8 protein-coding genes are annotated in these 15,743 nt (G+C 72.9%); 3 read left to right on the forward strand and 5 right to left on the reverse strand.

Going from position 1 to position 15,743, the window contains the following annotated elements; all coding sequences use genetic code 11:
* Positions 1-57 precede the first annotated feature (57 nt).
* Positions 58-5,166: a diguanylate cyclase gene (locus LPA41_RS29415; protein WP_229074162.1), complete on the forward strand. Its 5,109-nt coding sequence runs from the start codon at positions 58-60 to the stop codon at positions 5,164-5,166.
* Between the two features lie 27 nt (positions 5,167-5,193).
* On the opposite strand, the gene LPA41_RS29420 is transcribed toward LPA41_RS29415, so the two are convergent.
* On the reverse strand, positions 5,194-5,547 hold the full coding sequence (locus LPA41_RS29420; protein ID WP_229074164.1) for a VOC family protein: 354 nt from the start codon (positions 5,545-5,547) through the stop codon (positions 5,194-5,196).
* 235 nt (positions 5,548-5,782) lie between these two features.
* Positions 5,783-6,625: a M15 family metallopeptidase gene (locus tag LPA41_RS29425; protein ID WP_308036637.1), complete on the reverse strand. Its 843-nt coding sequence runs from the start codon at positions 6,623-6,625 to the stop codon at positions 5,783-5,785.
* 108 nt (positions 6,626-6,733) lie between these two features.
* On the opposite strand from LPA41_RS29425, the gene LPA41_RS29430 reads away from it, so the two are divergent.
* Positions 6,734-7,894: an FxsB family cyclophane-forming radical SAM/SPASM peptide maturase gene (locus LPA41_RS29430; RefSeq protein ID WP_229074168.1), complete on the forward strand. Its 1,161-nt coding sequence runs from the start codon at positions 6,734-6,736 to the stop codon at positions 7,892-7,894.
* Here the strand turns inward: LPA41_RS29430 and LPA41_RS29435 are convergent.
* Together LPA41_RS29435 and LPA41_RS29440 are read right to left on the reverse strand one after the other, a co-directional pair.
* Positions 7,872-9,062, reverse strand: coding sequence for an AI-2E family transporter (locus tag LPA41_RS29435; RefSeq protein WP_229074170.1), 1,191 nt, complete (start codon positions 9,060-9,062; stop codon positions 7,872-7,874). The two genes, LPA41_RS29430 and LPA41_RS29435, sit on opposite strands and share 23 nt — an antisense overlap.
* Positions 9,063-9,132: 70 nt before the next feature.
* Positions 9,133-10,185: a DUF3068 domain-containing protein gene (locus LPA41_RS29440; protein ID WP_229074172.1), complete on the reverse strand. Its 1,053-nt coding sequence runs from the start codon at positions 10,183-10,185 to the stop codon at positions 9,133-9,135.
* A 106-nt stretch (positions 10,186-10,291) separates the two neighbouring features.
* On the opposite strand from LPA41_RS29440, the gene LPA41_RS29445 reads away from it, so the two are divergent.
* Positions 10,292-11,491 carry an acyltransferase gene (locus tag LPA41_RS29445; protein WP_229074173.1) on the forward strand — a complete coding sequence of 400 codons (1,200 nt, stop codon included), beginning with the start codon at positions 10,292-10,294 and terminating at the stop codon, positions 11,489-11,491.
* Here the strand turns inward: LPA41_RS29445 and LPA41_RS29450 are convergent.
* Positions 11,401-15,609, reverse strand: coding sequence for a DUF3367 domain-containing protein (locus tag LPA41_RS29450; protein WP_229074174.1), 4,209 nt, complete (start codon positions 15,607-15,609; stop codon positions 11,401-11,403). The two genes, LPA41_RS29445 and LPA41_RS29450, sit on opposite strands and share 91 nt — an antisense overlap.
* Positions 15,610-15,743 lie beyond the last annotated feature (134 nt).

Below are 15,743 nucleotides of genomic sequence, written 5' to 3' on the forward strand. Positions count from 1 at the left end.
GTTGCCCGGTTTCCGGCCGATCAGCAGAACGACCCCGGACACGGAGTGAGTGTGCAGGTGACGGAGATAGCCCTGACCGATCTGGTCGTCGGAGAGGAGCTCGGGCGGGGCGCTTTCACGATGGTGCATCGGGCCCGGCGAGGATCCCAGGAGTACGCGGTGAAGCGTCCCCTGTCCGGCCCGGACGCCTACCCGGGGATCCGGGCGGTGTTCCGTCGTGAGGCGGCGGTGCTGGCCTGCATCGACGACCCGGCCGTGGTGCGCGTGCACGCCTGCGGTGACCTGGACGGGGTGCCGGCGCTGGTCCTGGAGCAGATCCCGGGCGGCTCGCTGGCCGACCTGATCGCCGCCGGTGTGCTCGCGCCGGACCGCGTGGTGGAGATCGCCGCCCGGCTGGCCCGTGCCCTGGCCGCGACGCACCGGCTGGGTCTGGTGCACCGGGACATCAAGCCCGGCAACATCATGGTTTCCGGCGACCGGCCGGCCAAGCTGATCGATTTCGGTCTGGCCCTGCTGGGTCGGCAGGCGCCGGTGGATGAGGCGGTCGGCACTTTCCTGTACGCGGCCCCCGAACAGTCCGGCATGCTGAAGCGCCCGGTCGACGGGCGCTCCGACCTCTACTCGCTGGGTGTGGTGCTCTTCGAGTGCCTGACCGGCCGGCTACCGTTCGAGTCCGACGACGTCGGTGAACTGCTCCGTCTGCACCTGGCCGCCCCGGTGCCCGACCTCGTCGCGCTGCGCCCGGGCCTCGACCCGGCCCTGGTCGCCGTCGTGAACCGGCTGCTCGCGAAGGACCCCGACGACCGCTACCTGGACGCCGCCGCACTCCTCACCGACCTGCGGGGCTGCCCGGGCGGTGCGGCGGCCGAGCAGCCGGCCGTGTCCGGCTGGCCGCTGGTGGGCCGGGAGGCCGAGGCGGCGCGGCTGCGCCACCGCTGGGACCGGGCGCGCGAGGGTCTCGGCGGGGTCGCGGTGATCCGTGGCGGCGCCGGGTCGGGGCGGACCAGGCTGGCCGCCGAGGTGGCCGGCTGGGCGGCGGCGGCCGGGGTGCCGGTGCTGCGGGCCACCGGCCGGCCGGACGAGGCGTCGCCGCTGGCCGCGGCCCGGGAGGCGATCGGCGGCTGGCTCGCCGAGGCCCGCCGGTCACCGCGGGCGCAGCGTGTCGTGGCGGAGGCGTCCGAGGTGGCCGGTCCGGCCCTGATGCGGCGGCTGTCCGGGGAGGACGACGGCGACGCGCCGCAGCAGGAGCACATGCTTGCCGCCGGTGTCACCTTCGTGGGCGAGCTGGCCACCCGTTCCGGCGGGCTGCTGATCGTCATCGACGACGCGTACCACCTGGACTCGGGGTCCCGGCACCTGATCACCAAGCTGGTCGCGGAGTTGCCGTCGCTGCCGATCCTGCTCGTGCTCGTGGAGCCGGCGCAGGACGTGCCGGACCAGCAGGACGTGCCGAACCAGCAGGACGCGCCGAACTCGCTGGACGTGCCGAACCCGCTGGACGTGCCGAATGCGCTGGAGGTGACCTGCGCGCCGCTGCCGGACGACGACGTGGCCCGGCTCGTCGCCTCCCGGCTGCCGGGCGCGCGGGTGCCCGGCGACCTGGCGCGGCATGTGACCGCGCGGACCGACGGTACGCCGCTGGCCGTGGTCAGCCACCTGCTGCGGCTGCTCGACGCCGGGCTGCTCGGCCCGCTGTGGGGTGAGTGGCGGCTGGACACCGTGGGCGCCGACGCGCTGCCGCCCGCCGCCGACGTCCGGGACCTGCTCGCGGCCCGGCTCACCGGCCTGTCCGACGCGGTCCGCGACATCCTGACCACGGCGGCGGTGGCGGGGGTACGGTTCCGCCCGGAACCGCTGCTCGATTCGGGCGACGACCGGGCACCGGCACCGGAACTCGTGGTCACCGCGCTGGCCGCGGGCGTGGACCGGCACGTGCTGGAGCCGCGTCCCGGCGGGTGGTACGCGTTCGTCCACCCCCAGCTGCGTGACGTCCTGCTGGAGGCGCTGGACCCGGCCGAGCTGCGCCGCCGGCACGCGGCCCTGGCCCGGTCGCTGGGCCGGCTGCCCGGGGAGAGCGACGTCTACGCGATCGCCCGCCACTACCGCCGGGCCGGTGACGCGGCACCCGCGGCGGACCGGCTGCGCAGTGTCGCCGCGGCCGGGTTGCGGGCGCTCGCCGACCAGGCGCCGGCCGAGGCGGTCGACTACCTGAGCGAGGCCGTCGCGGGTGACCCGGCGGCCGGGTTCACGCTGCTGCACCCGCTGGCGCGGGCCTACCTGCGGGCCGCCCGGTTCGACGACGCCGCGGCAACCCTGGACCGGGCCCTGGCGAACGAGCCGGACCGGCTGCGGCGGGCCCGGCTGCTCACCACCCGGATCGAGCTGCACCACACCCTGTGGGACGACGAGCGCGCCCTGGACGCGACCCGGGCCGCGCTGGCGGAGCTGCGCCGGCCGCTGCCCGGTGCGGGACTGCTCGCCCTGCTGGCGTCACTGCTGGTCGCGCTGGGTGGTGGCGTCGTCCGCCGTACCCGTGTGGGTTTCGGCACCGCCCGCGGCCGCCGCCGGGAGACGCTGGCCGCCCTGACCGCCGTGCTGGATGCCGGTGGCTACGCCGCAGGCGTCGGCCTGCGACTGCGCGAGGCGGGCACACTCGCACTCCGCGCGATGTACGCGGTGAACCGGCTCGGACCCTGCCCGGAGTACGTCCGGGTCTACGCCCTGATCGGGTACGTCACCGCGGTGATCCACCTGCGCGGCACCAGCGACCGCTGCCTGAGCCGGGCCGCCCGGGTCGCGGCGGAGCTGGGCGACCCGGCGCTCACCGCCTACGTGGAGTGGATGCGCGGCTGCGCGCTGCTGTTCGGCGGCTACGACGACGGCACCGCCTGGGAGACGGTCATCGCCCGGCACGCCCGGTGGTACTCGCCGGCCCAGATGATCCCCGGCTACGCCACCGTCGGCCTGCGCCTGCTGCTGCGCGGCTACGTGGCGGAGAGCGAGCGGGAGTACGAGCGCGCCATGCGTCACCTGGCCGACCCGGACCAGGCGCTCGGCACGTCGCTCGGCATGCTCAGCGTGATGATCCCGTCCGGGCAGAGCCGGTTCGGTGAGGCCGGAGCCGCCCTGAAACGGCTGCGTGAGGCGTTCCCGGACGGCACCGGCACCCGGGTGCAGCGCGCCAACATGCTCACTGCGGCCTGCTGTTTCCTGCTCGAGCAGGGCGAGACCGGCGAGCAGCTGGAGGAGGTCCTCGCCGAGTTCCACGCGCTGGGGCTGCGCGCGGGCGACCTGATGCCGCAGCACCGGTGGGTGTACGTCTACCAGGCGCACGCCCGCCTCATACAACTGCGGCTCGCCCCCGACGAGGAGCGCCCGCGACGTCTGGCCGTGGCCCGCAAGGCGGTGCAGGACCTCGGCGAGGTGGGCGGCACCCCGCTGCTGCGCGCCGTCCACCTGACCACCCGGGCGTCGCTGCACTTCGTGGCCGGCGAATACGAGCGCTGCCTCAAGGTCGCCGACGAGGCGGAGCAGCGGCTGCGTGGCCTGGACGCGCCGTTCATCCAGTACGAGGTGTTCCGGATCCGGGCGCGGGCGATGCGCGCCCTCGGCATGGCGAACGAGGCGGACCGGCAGGCACGGTACGCGCTCACGGTCGCCGGGCACCACGGCTGGGAGCAGCGGCGACGTCAGACGCGTACCGAATTCGGGGTGGAAGAAGGCGCCGGCACGCATCGCCGCACCGTCGCCGAACGCCGCCCGGGCGGTGGCCGCAACCGCCACCTGGACGCGTTGCAGCAGATCAGCGCCGCAGCCGCCTCCATCCTGGACCCCCAGCAGCTGGCCCAGGTCGCGCTCGACGAGATGTTGCGCATCCTGGGCGCCGAGCGGGCACTGTTCTTCCTGGTCGGCGAGTCGGGCGAGCCGGTCCGCTACGCCGGGCGGGACGCGGACGGCGAGCTGGCCGAGGAGATCGCGTACGGCGCCACCCTGGTCGCCCGGGTCGCCGAGACCGGTGAACCGCTGGTGGTGACCGGCACCGAGGAGGGCGCGGCGCTCGGGTCCCGCAGCGCCGTGGTGCACGGCCTGCGCAGCATCCTGGTGGCCCCGGTGCAGTTCAAGGGCCGGCTCATCGCGGTCGTCTACCTGGACAGCCGCCTGGCCCGCGGCATCTTCACCGACGACGACGTCGCCGTGCTCACCGCCGTGACCAGCCATGTCGCGGTGTCGCTGGAGACGGCCCGGGCGGCCCAGCTGCACTCGGCGGTGCAGGCGGCCCGGCAGCAGCAGGCGCTCGCCGAGATGCTGCGGGAAAGCCTGGCCGAGCTGACCGCGATCCTGGAACCGGACCGGGTGCTGCGGCAGCTCTGCGTGACGCTGTACGAGCAGCTCGGCGCCTCGGCCGGCGTCCTCGTCGGCCCCGGCGGGGACGTGCTGGCCGTGGTGGGCGACGCCCCCGCCGACGCCCTGGGCTCGACAGTCACGGACGCGCCCCTGTTGCTGGCCGGTGCCGCGACCACCCTGGAGGTGCCGTTGCAGGGCCGCGACGAACCCGCAGGGCGGATCCTGCTGGGCGGCCCCGCCCTCGACGACACCAGCCGCCAGGTGGCGGCCGCGCTGGCCACCCAGGGCATGACGGCGTACGAGAACGCGCGGCTCTTCAGCCGCGTCCAGGAACTCGCCACCACCGACGAACTGACCGGCCAGCACAACCGGCGCCACTTCTACGCGATCGCCGGCGCCCTGGTCAGCACCGCGGCCCGGCACGGGCGCCAGCTCGCCGCCGCGATGCTGGACATAGACAAGTTCAAGAACATCAACGATTCGTACGGTCATGGCGTCGGCGACGAGGTCATCCGTACCGTTGCCGCCCGCGTCCGTGGCTGCCTGCGCGCCTCCGACGTGCTCGGCCGTTACGGCGGCGAGGAGTTCGCGGTGGTCCTGCCCGACCACGAGGGCCAGGCCGCCGAACTGGCCGAACGCATCCGCCAGGCGGTCTCCGCGGACCCGGTGGCCACCCAGGCCGGCCCGGTCACCGTCACGATAAGCGTCGGCCTGGCCCGCCTCGAACCCGGCGACACCAGCCTCGACGAGCTCCTGGCGCGCGCCGACCACGCCCTCTACCGCGCGAAGGAAACCGGCCGCAACCGCGTCGTGGCGGTCTGACCCCGAACCGACCGCGCCCCCGCCGCGTCAGGAGATCAGGCAGAACGGATGCCCGACCGGGTCCGCGAACACCCGGAACGTGTCGCCCCCACCACCCAGCCGCTTCGCACCGAGCGCCGTGACCTGCCGCTCACCCTCATCGAGACTGCTCACCCGCACGTCCACATGCATCTGCTGCGGGTGCTCCTGTCCCGGCCAGCCCGGCGCCCGGAAGTCCGCAACCCGCTGGAACGCGATGCCCGGCCGGTCCGGCGCGTCCCCGATCACCACCCAGTCACCCTCGTCCTGAACCCGCTGCATCCCGAGCAGCTCCTGGTAGAACGAGGCCAAGGCGGAAGGGTCGGGACAGTCGATGATGAGGCCGTGCCAGCGTCCGATCACCCCACCATACTGCCGTCCCGCACAGCCCCGCGCCGCCCCGCCGCCGGACCGGGCCCGGCCCGGCGGCGACGGCTCCGCGCCGGCGTCGGCTGCGGGCGGTCCACGCGGCGGTGTTGATCTGCTAGCGATGCGAAATCGCGGTCACAGCCCCATGATCACAGCGATTTCGCATCGCTAGCAGATCAACTTCTCGCCACGGCCCAGCGACGGCCTGGAGCGGGAGATGACCAGGTCGTCACAGGTTGGTGGTGCTGAAGTGCATGTAGTCCTTGAGGGAGTTCCACCGGCCGCCCCAAGCGAACCCCTGCCGCGTGAAGGCTTCCACCGCCCCGCCCTCATGCACCATCCCCACGGCATAGCGTGACCGATTCAGCCACCACTCCGTGTTCGGCGGGTCCAGGTAGTCGCCTCGGATCATCGGGTTCTGGCGGGGGTTCACGTCGACCGCCCGGCCGTACGAGTGCTGGGACCACTTGGTGGTTCCGGCCACGAATCGGCACTCGTAGCCGCCCGTGAGCACCGACCGGTCGGTCAGGCCTGGCATGTTCACCGAGGCCGGCTGCATCACCATGATGGGGAACCGCCAGCGGTAGAGCTGGGCGAACGCCTTCTGGGTCGGCAGCACCAGCGAGCGGTGCATGATCAGGCTGCCGTTGTGGACGCGGCCCTGGAAGTCGATGTAGCGGACCCAGATCCGTCGCAGGTCGGTGACCGGGACCGGGCATTCGCGGGCGGGGTCGCCGTTGGCTTCGCGGGCGGTGACGGTTTCGGTGCGGGTCCGGAAGTCCGGGATGGGGGCGCGCGGGGTGTGCAGCCGCAGCATGCCGTCGGGCCGCGGCCGGGTGTAGGAGCCGAGTCCGTTCCAGTTGCGCAGGTCGGCGGCGCGCACACCGTGTTCGGCGGCGATCCCGGCAACCGTCTCACCGGGCCGGACAACGTGAGCGACCGGCGATGTCGAAGCGGCCGGCGATGACGGAGCGACCGGCGATGTCGAAGCGGCCGGCGATGACGGAGCGGCCGGCGATGACGAAGCGGCCGGCGAAGAGGAAGGGGAAGAAACGGCGGGGACCAGGGCCACGACAAGCGCCGGAAGGATTTTCCACACAGCTCCCCAGCGTCGGGCACAAACTGCCCATCAGCGGAGGAACCGTCAATTAGTGACCGCCGTCACACGTACCGTGGTCTGGTGCACCCTCGCTGGCCGTACCACTCGCTGGATCTCGCCGGGCTGAAAGCCGGCGGCTGGCGTCCCCAGCCCTTCCGCGAGTTCGTCCTCAAGGTTCACCAGCGGTGCAACCTGGCCTGCACCTACTGCTACGTCTACGAGTCGCCGGACCGGAGCTGGCGGGAGCGGCCCCGGCTGATGAGCGACGAGGTGTGGCGCGCTGCGGGTGAGCGGATCGGGGAGCATGCCGCGCGGCACGGTCTTGCGGGGGTACGGGTGGTGCTGCACGGCGGGGAGCCCCTGCTCGCGGGCCCGGCGCGGCTTCGGCGGCAGGTCACCGCGATGCGCGCGACCACCGGCTGTGAGCTGCGGGTGAGCATGCAGACGAACGGGGTGGGGCTGGACGAGCGGGCCCTGGCCGAGCTGGCGGCGGCGGACATCCGGGTCGGGGTGAGCGTCGACGGCACGGCGCAGGACCATGATCGGCACCGGGTGCTGCGCGACGGCCGGGGCAGCCACGCGGCGGTCACCGGGGCGTTGCGGCTGCTGGCTTCGGAGCCTTTCCGGCATCTGTACGGTGGCCTGCTCTGCACCGTCGACCCGGCGTCCGATCCGGTGCGGACCTATCGGGCCCTGCTGAGCCACGAACCGCCCGCGATCGACCTGCTGCTGCCGCACGCGAACTGGGCGAGCCCGCCGTCCGGTGACGTCGCGGCGTGGCTGATCGCCGTCTTCGACGAGTGGTACGCCGCGCCGTCCCGGCCGACCCGGATCCGGCTTTTCGAGGACGTGATGAACCTGCTGCTGGGCGGGTCGAGCGGTTCCGAGCAGGTGGGTCTGAGCCCGGTGGCGATCGCCGTGGTGGAGTCGGACGGCGACATCGAGCAGGTCGACGCGTTGAAGAGCGCGTACGCCGGAGCCTGCGCCACCGGCCGTAACGTGCGCACCGACGCCTTCGACACGGTGCTTACGCATCCGGGCGTGGCCGCGCGGCAGATCGGTGTGGCGGCCCTGGCGGACGGGTGCCTGACCTGCCCGGTGCACCGGGTCTGTGGCGGCGGGCATTACGCCCACCGCTACCGGCCCGGTGACGGCTTCCGGAACCCGACCGTCTACTGCGCCGACATGAGTCGGCTGATCGGGCACGTGCGCGAGCGGCTCAGGGCCGATCTGACTCGGTGACGGTCGTGCCGCCGGCGGCGGGCTCGGGTGCGGGCGCCGGGACAGGCGCGGGTGCGGAAGCGGGCGCGGGCACCGGCGGCGGGTCGGCGGTCTGCACCGCCGGGGCAGGGTCGCTGAGCTGCTCCCGCAGGTAGGTCCAGATCACCGCGATGATCGCCGCGACCGGGACGGCGAGCAGCGCGCCGACGATGCCGTAGAGGCTGCTGCCCAGGGTGACGGCGAGCAGCACCACGCCGGCGTGCAGGCCGAGGCCGCGGCTCTGCACCATGGGCTGGAAGACGTTGCCCTCCAGCTGCTGCACCGCCACGATGATGGCGAGCACGATCAGCGCGTCGGTCCAGCCGTTGGAGACGAGCGCGATGAGCACCGCGACGAAGCCGGCGAAGAGCGCGCCGACGATCGGCACGAACGCCGCCACGAAGGTCAGCACGGCGAGCGGCAGCACCAGCGGCACGCCGACGATCCACAGGCCGACGCCGATGAAGACGGCGTCCAGCAGGCCGACGAAGGCCTGCGAGCGGACGAACGCGCCGAGCGTGTCCCAGCTGCGGCCGGCGATGGCCGGGACGTCGGTGGCGAGGCGGCCGGGCAGCTGGCGGGAGAGCCACGGCAGGAAGCGCGGGCCGTCCTTCAGGAAGAAGAACATCAGGAAGAGCGCGAGCACCGTGGTGACCAGGCCGTCCACCACGGTGTTGACACCGGTCAGGGTGGCCGTGGCGATGCTGCCGACACTGTTCTGGAGCCGGTCGATCCCGCTGTCCAGGGCGCTGTTGACCTGGTCGTCGCCGATGTTCAGGGGCGGGCCGGCCGCCCATTCCCGGACCGTGTCGATGCCGTCGGCCACGCCGTCGGCCAGGGTGCCGGACTCGGAGGCGACCGGGACGATGATGCCGACCAGGGTGCCGATGGCGACCACCAGGAACAGCAGGGTGACGAGCGAGGCGGCCAGGGCCGGTGGCCAGTTGTGCCGGCGCAGGAACCGGACCGGCGGCCAGGTGAGGGTGGTCAGCAGCAGCGCGACGACGAGCGGCCAGATGATCGACCATGCGTTGCCGAGCAGCCGGAGTGCCACATATGTCAGAAGCAGCACGACCAGCAGCTGCACGGAGATCATGGCGGAGGTACGCAGCGCGCGGCGCGATCTCCGCACACTCAGAGTGGGGCCCATGCGATCACCCTAGAAAGACGGAACGAGTCCCGCACCCTACGGGGTACGGGACTCGCCGGGGAAACGCCGATCAAGCCGTGACCTTGCCGTCGGAGTCCTCGGTGATCTCCTCGTGCCGGTGCTTGGCGGCAGCCGCCCGGCGCCCGGTGGTGACCATCCACAGACCCAGGACCAGCAGCAGCGCGCCGAGCACGGCGAGACCGATCGGCAGGTAGCGGCTGATCAGCAGCACCTGGCTCTTGGTGTCGCTGGTCGACTCCACGTTGTTGGTGACGGTGTCCTCGGTGTAGACGAAGTCGCCGTTGAGCAGCTGGGTGGGCGTGCCGACGTTCGGCACGAACGTCTTGCGCTGCTGCTCGGAGACCTTGATGAACTGGCCGGTGACCGGCTCGACCCAGATGTTGCGCGTGTTGGCGTAGTTCACCGTGCCCGCGGTGGCGGTGGGGGCGAACGCGCCGATCAGGGACGCGACCCGCTCGGTGTCGAACCCGAGGTCGGTCTCCGGGATGACCTGCTCGAACCGGTAGACCTCGAGGCCCTGGATCTCCTCGGTGCCCTTGAACTCGATCGGCAGCGCCTTGCGCAGGTCACGGTCGAAGTACTCGTACGTCTTCTGCTCCGTGCCGAACGGGAACTTGTAGAGCTGGCCCTGGAAGGTGACGGGGGCCGGGTCCTCGGTGTCGTTGAGCTTCTGGCCGGTCCACTCGACGGCGGCCGCGGAGTCCCGGTCGAGCGCGAGAAGAGCCTCGTACTGGCTGATCATCTCGCTGCTCTGCTCCACCCAGACGTTGGTGCCCAGCGCCTGCCAGACGACCGTGTCGTCGGTGTCGCCGAACTCCTTGTCGGTGGTGTCGGCCAGCGGCGAGATCTCGGTGGTGGAGCGCAGCGTCCCGGACTTGATGGCGACCTCGGGGGTCGGCTCGCCCTTGGTGTAGAGGAACTGCGCGTTCGTGGCCTCGGCTACGCTCGGTCGCAGGCAGTCCTCGGTCACGGTCGCGGTGCACAATTTCAGGTCGTACGGCAGCCGGGCTACTGTCGGCGCGACATAGAACGCAAGCCCGGCGGCTATGACGACCGCGAAAACGCCGATGCCGAACAGCACGGCACCCAAGCGAGCTTTCACTGAACCTCCCCATCAGACGGCCGACCGCATTGCGCCAGTGGCGCCGTCGCCGATAATGACCGGAGGTTACTCGCCGGTTACTTGTTACGGAACCCTTGGACGGGACATGTCTGCACCGATTTCGATGAATACCCTGCACCGTGTTCCCGCCCTGGACGCGGTCCGGGTGATCGGGGCGCTGGCCGTGGTCGGGCACCACGTCGGATTCGCCACGGGCGTCAATACCGGCGGCGGTTCCTGGGCCGGCTGGCTGGCCCGGCTCGACTCCGGTGTCGCGGTGTTCTTCGTGCTCTCCGGGTTCCTGCTGTTCCGCCCGTGGGCGCACGCCCAGGCGATCGGCGGCGACAAGCCCGCCACCGGGCGGTACCTGTGGCGGCGGGCGATGCGGGTGCTCCCGGCGTACTGGGTGGCGGTGGTCGTCTGCCTGCTGGTGCTCGACCGCAACGACGACGCGACCGGCGCGGACTGGGTCAGGCACTTCACGCTGACCCAGGTCTACACCCGGGACAACCTGGAGCACGGGCTGAGCCAGACCTGGAGCCTCTGCACCGAGGTGGCCTTCTACGCGCTGCTCCCGGTGATCGCCGCGCTGCTGACGCTCGGCCGCAAGCGCACCGGGCGGCCCTGGGTGATCGCCGCGGGCGGCATCGTGCTGACCGGCATCTGGGTGGCCCTGATCGCCGCGGGCCTGCTCTCACCGAGCCTGCACACCATGTGGCTGCCGGCCTACGGCCTCTGGTTCGGCGCCGGCATGATCCTCGCCGCGGTGCACGTGGACCTGCGCAACGGCCAGCGGCCGCGCTGGCGGTTCCTGGACGAGATCGCCGCGGCGCCGGTGGCCTGCTGGGTGGCGGCCCTGGCGGTCTACGCCATCTCCACCACCCCGATCGCCGGCCCGCTCGACCTGGCCGAGCCGACGGCCACCGAGTTCGCGATCAAGATGATGCTCTACACGCTGCTCGCGGTGCTGATCACGGTGCCGCTGGCGTTCGGGCCGCACACCCGGGCCAAGGAGGCCTTCGGCAGCGCGCCGGGCCGCTGGCTGGGCACGATCTCCTACGGCCTGTTCCTCTGGCACCCCTTCGTGCTCGAGATGTTCTACCAGCTCACCGGCCGTCCGGAGTTCACCGGCGGGTTCTGGTTCACCTACGTCGTGGTGGCCGGCGGCGGGCTGGTGCTCGCCGCCGGCAGCTACTACCTGATCGAGCGGCCGGCTCAGCGTTTCAGCCACCGCTGGCCGCGGCCGCGCCGGCCCAGGACCACGGAGAGCCAGAGCGCCACGGCGGTGCCCACCGCGGTGAGCTGAGGCAGCGCCGCGGTGTGCCCGGTGGTGGTCACCGCGAGGTAACCGGCGATCGCGAAGAACGCCACCGGCAGCAGCCAGCCGGCCAGGCGTTCCACCTGGCGCATCCGGCGGCGGTCGTGGTCACCGAAGTACGGCTGGAGCGCCCGGAACGCCAGGACCGCGGCCGCGCCGAGCAGGGCCAGGCCGGTCGCCGCCACCCCGCCGAAGACGAGCAGCGCGACACCGCCGAAGAGCACCGGCAGCAGCAGGCGGCGGCGCCGGGCGGCCGGTGCCGGTGCCGGTGCGGTGCCACCGCCCCGGCGGCCGGGCAGCACGGCCACCACGCCGACACCGGCCAGCAGCAGCGCACCGGCGCCCATCGCGGCGCCGTACACCCGGTCCGGCTCCATCCGCAGCACCACCTCGCCGGACGCGCCCGCCGGCACCAGCCAGGCCTGCTGCCAACCGTCGGTCACCACGGCCGGCAGCTTCTCGCCGTCCAGGGTGGCGCTCCAGCCGGCGTTGACGTTCTCGCGCAGCGCGAGGACCCGCTGGTTCGGGTACGCGTCCAGATGCACCCGCCGCAGCGTGGCCGCCCACGCGTCCACCCGGACCGGGATCTGCCGGTCGGTCGCGGTCGCCGTGGTCGTCCCGTCGCGCACCGGGGTCAGGCCGCGGGCGCCGCCGGCCGGGCCGGCCGCCCGCACCGGGGTCAGCGTCACCCGGCGGGGCGTGGCCGCCGCGGAGGCGGTGGCCAGCACCCGCGTCTCGCCGGACGAGACGCCGACCGGCCGGGTGGCGTCGAGCCCGCAGACCCGCGCCTCGACGTCGCGGAGTTCGACCAGGTCACGGCGGCTCGCGAGGAGCGCGGTGGTCCGGGCGACCCCGTCCACGGTCACCTTCGGACCACTGCCGCAGCCCAGATTCACCGTGGTGGTCGGGCTGGACCGCTGGGTCGGCGCGCCGTTGAGGGCGCTGATCTCGCCGACCGCGACCGGCAGGTCCCGGTGCAGGTTGCGGTACGGGTCGAACGATTTCGCCGGGATCACGTCGGTGATCAGCACGGTGAGCTCGTCGGTGTTCAGCGGCGGGTCGAACCGCAGCACGCCCTCGGCGTCGAGGAAGCCGCTGCGGGTGTCGCCGTGGGTGAGCACGGTGATCTGCGAGGGCCGGGCCGCCGCGGTGTCCTCGTGCAGGGACAGCTTCACGCCGGTGAGCATCTGCAGGGTCGGCCAGACCATCCGCAGCCACGGCTTGCCGTCGCTGTCGGCGGCGTACCAGGCGGTCCGCGGGTCGCCGTCGGCGGCCGCGCCGGGCCGGGCCACCGGTTCCGGCACGCCGATGCTGGAGGCGCTGATGTTCGGCACCACCCCGCGGGTGACCGAGGCGGCACCGCCGGCGTCGAGCAGCGCGTTCAGGGCCGAGCCGGGCCGGGGCCGGGCCGTGACGGCGACCTGGTAGCCGGCGGCGACCGGCAGCGTGGTGGTCCGGTCGATCCGGTTGCCGTCCTCGGAGTCGCGGCTCAGGTCGCCGTTGCAGGCCGGCCGGCCTTCGGTGAAGTAGCAGGCCGGCGTCGCGGTGGCGGAGCTGAACACCATGGTCGGCGCCGCCGTGGTCACCGGGCTCGGCGGTACCACCAGGGTCCGTTCGGCACGGACGCCGGGGATCACGACCTCGGTGAGGCCGACGCCGCCGAAGCCGAGGCGCAGGTCGCGGACCGCGTCGAACCAGACCCGGATCCGGTTGGTGGGCCGGGTGATCGGCAGCGGCACCTCGAGGCTGCCGCCGATGACGTCCAGGCTGACCGCCGTGTTGCCGGCGGAGACCACGGTGACCCGGGTCGGCACCGAGTCGGTGCCCAGGTCGAAGGTGAGGTTCACCTTCGGGACCGTGCGGGCCGCCGGCAGCTGCACCTCGAACCACTGCTCGGTGGCGATGGTGCCGGGCGCGGACCGCCACGAGGTGGTCGGGTCGCCGTCGACGGCGGCGAACGGCTGGTAGGCGGGACGGGACCCGGCCAGTGGCTGGGCCTGGGAGAACGCGCTGGAGGCGTACACATTCTGGATGCCGCGGTACTGGACGGCGGTCTCGTTGCCCTCGGCCCAGTCGGGCAGGTAGTCGCGGGCCGGTGCGCCCAGGTAGCCCTTCTCGTCGGCCTGCATGGTGGCCGAGGCACTGTCGTGGGCCAGGCCGAACGCGACCTCCTTGCGGCGCAGCCCGTCGGTGACGACGACCGGGCCGTTCGCGACCTCTTGGGTGCGGTCGCCGGCCAGCACCGTCGGCCCGGCCGGGAGCACGCCGGCGGCGGCCGTCTCGAGCACCGACTCCGGGCCGCCGACGAGCGTGGTGATCTGGCTGGAGTCGTAGGCGACGATCGGCTCGGCCGGTTGCTGCACCTCCCAGATCTCCAGGGCGCGCACCCGGGTCCGCATGCCGTTGTCGACGTACATGTTGGGGAACTTCTCGCCGCCGATGTACGGCCCGAAGCCGGCGACCTGGCGCAGGCCGGGCGACCGGGACAGCGCCTGCTTGACGATCATCGGCTGGGTGGCGCCGGACCGGCCGTAGTCCAGGTCGGACCGGAGCAGCAGGTAACGCACCCCGGACCGGCCGAGGTAGGCGGCGAGCCCGTCGGACCCGGCTCCGCTGGTCAGCGTCTGTTCGATCGAGTCCAGGACCCGGATGGTCTCCGGCGGGGTCAGCGGGATGGAGCTGCGGACGCCCCAGCGCTTGTCCAGCAGCGGCTGAGTGATCTCGTCGCTGGGGCTGCCCCACAGGTAGCGCGGGAACCGGCTGCCCGGCACCACCAGCACGTGCTCGGCGTCGAGGTTGCGGTTGAGCCAGCCGGAGGCCTGCTGCCAGTAGCCGGGCACGGTCTGGAAGCTGCCCTGCGCGGCGAGACCACCGCCGAGGGCGGGCGCGGCGACCCCGGCGACGGCGATCAGCGCGACGCCGGTGACGGTGGCGGCCCGCAGCCGGGCCGGGCCCACCCACGGGGTCGGCGCGGTGCCGGCGGCCCGGGCGAAAACGGTGATCAGGTGGGCCAGGCCGAGGATCAGCGGCAGCCGGACCACCACGTCGAACTTGTGCACGTTGCGCAGCGGGGCGCCGGCCGCGTCCAGGAAGGCACGCTGCTGCTCGGCGAAGAGCCCCGGCACGTCGCCGATGTGGCCGAACCCGACCATGGCGAGGCCGGTGAGCAGCCCGGTGATCAGGAACCAGCGGTGCGGCATGCCGCGGCGGGCCAGACCGGCGATGCCGAACCCGGCGACGACCAGGGTCGCGAGGATCAGCGGCTGCTCGGTGGCGAGGCGCCAGCCGGCGGTCCACGGCGCGCCGAAGGCGCTGCTCAGGTAGGCGTGCCAGTGCGACGTGCCGCGCAGCACCGAGACCGTGTCGGTGACCGAGGTGGTGGTCGAGCCGGTCTCGATGAAGTCCAGGAACGGCGGGCTGTACCGGCCGAGCAGCAGCAGCGGCACCACCCACCAGGCGGTCGCACAGCCGACCGCGACGCCCCAGGCGAGCAGCGCCTTGACGCGCAGCGTGAACGGGCGCAGCCCGAGCAGCCAGATCGCGGCGAGCGGCACCACGGCCAGGACGGCTGTCGCGTTGACACCGCCGGCACACGCCACCACCAGGGCGGAGAGGGCCACCGGCCGGCGCAGCCGGGCGCCCTTGGCGAGGCCGATCAGCGGGACCAGCACCCAGGGGGCGAGCGCGCTGGGCCACGCCTCGACCGAGATCGGCCCGAGCTCGGTGATAATGCGGGGGGAGAGGGCGAACGCGACGCCGGCGATGATCCGCGCCCACGGCGAGCCGATGCCGAGTTTCTCGGCCAGCTTCACCACGCCGGTGCACGCGACCGTCATGACCAGCGCCCACCAGAGCCGCTGCACCACCCAGGCCGGGATCGTCAGCAGCTTGCCGGCGAGGAAGAACGAGCCCATCGGCCAGAGGTAGCCGTACGCCTGGTTCTGCAACTGCCCGAATGTGCCGGCCGGATCCCACACGTGCAGAGCCCGCGCCAGCCACCCGGCCGGATCGACCGCCAGGTCGACCTTCGTATCGATGACGATCTGGCCGGGATCTTGCAGGAAGCCGAGAGCGGCGAGGCCGAGACAGACCGTGAGCAGGCGCATCCGCCATACGGAACGGGGGGTGACGCCGCTCTGCCCGGCTGGTTCGGCTGGCCTCCGAGGGCTGTGCATGTTTCTCCTGTTCCGCCATTGCGGTGTCACGGGCCGACCCCATAGTGTGACGCGACCCGCGAATG

The organism is Actinoplanes sp. DH11 (assembly GCF_020873875.1).
In the GTDB taxonomy this organism is placed as follows: Bacteria; Actinomycetota; Actinomycetes; order Mycobacteriales; family Micromonosporaceae; genus Actinoplanes.

What these genes read in the sequence shown, in the direction of transcription:
- LPA41_RS29445 (WP_229074173.1), top strand. Translation starts at nt 10,292, where the DNA reads ATGTCTGCACCGATTTCGATGAATACCCTGCACCGTGTTCCCGCCCTG.
- LPA41_RS29450 (WP_229074174.1), bottom strand. Translation starts at nt 15,609, where the DNA reads ATGCGCCTGCTCACGGTCTGTCTCGGCCTCGCCGCTCTCGGCTTCCTG.
- LPA41_RS29435 (WP_229074170.1), bottom strand. Translation starts at nt 9,062, where the DNA reads ATGGGCCCCACTCTGAGTGTGCGGAGATCGCGCCGCGCGCTGCGTACC.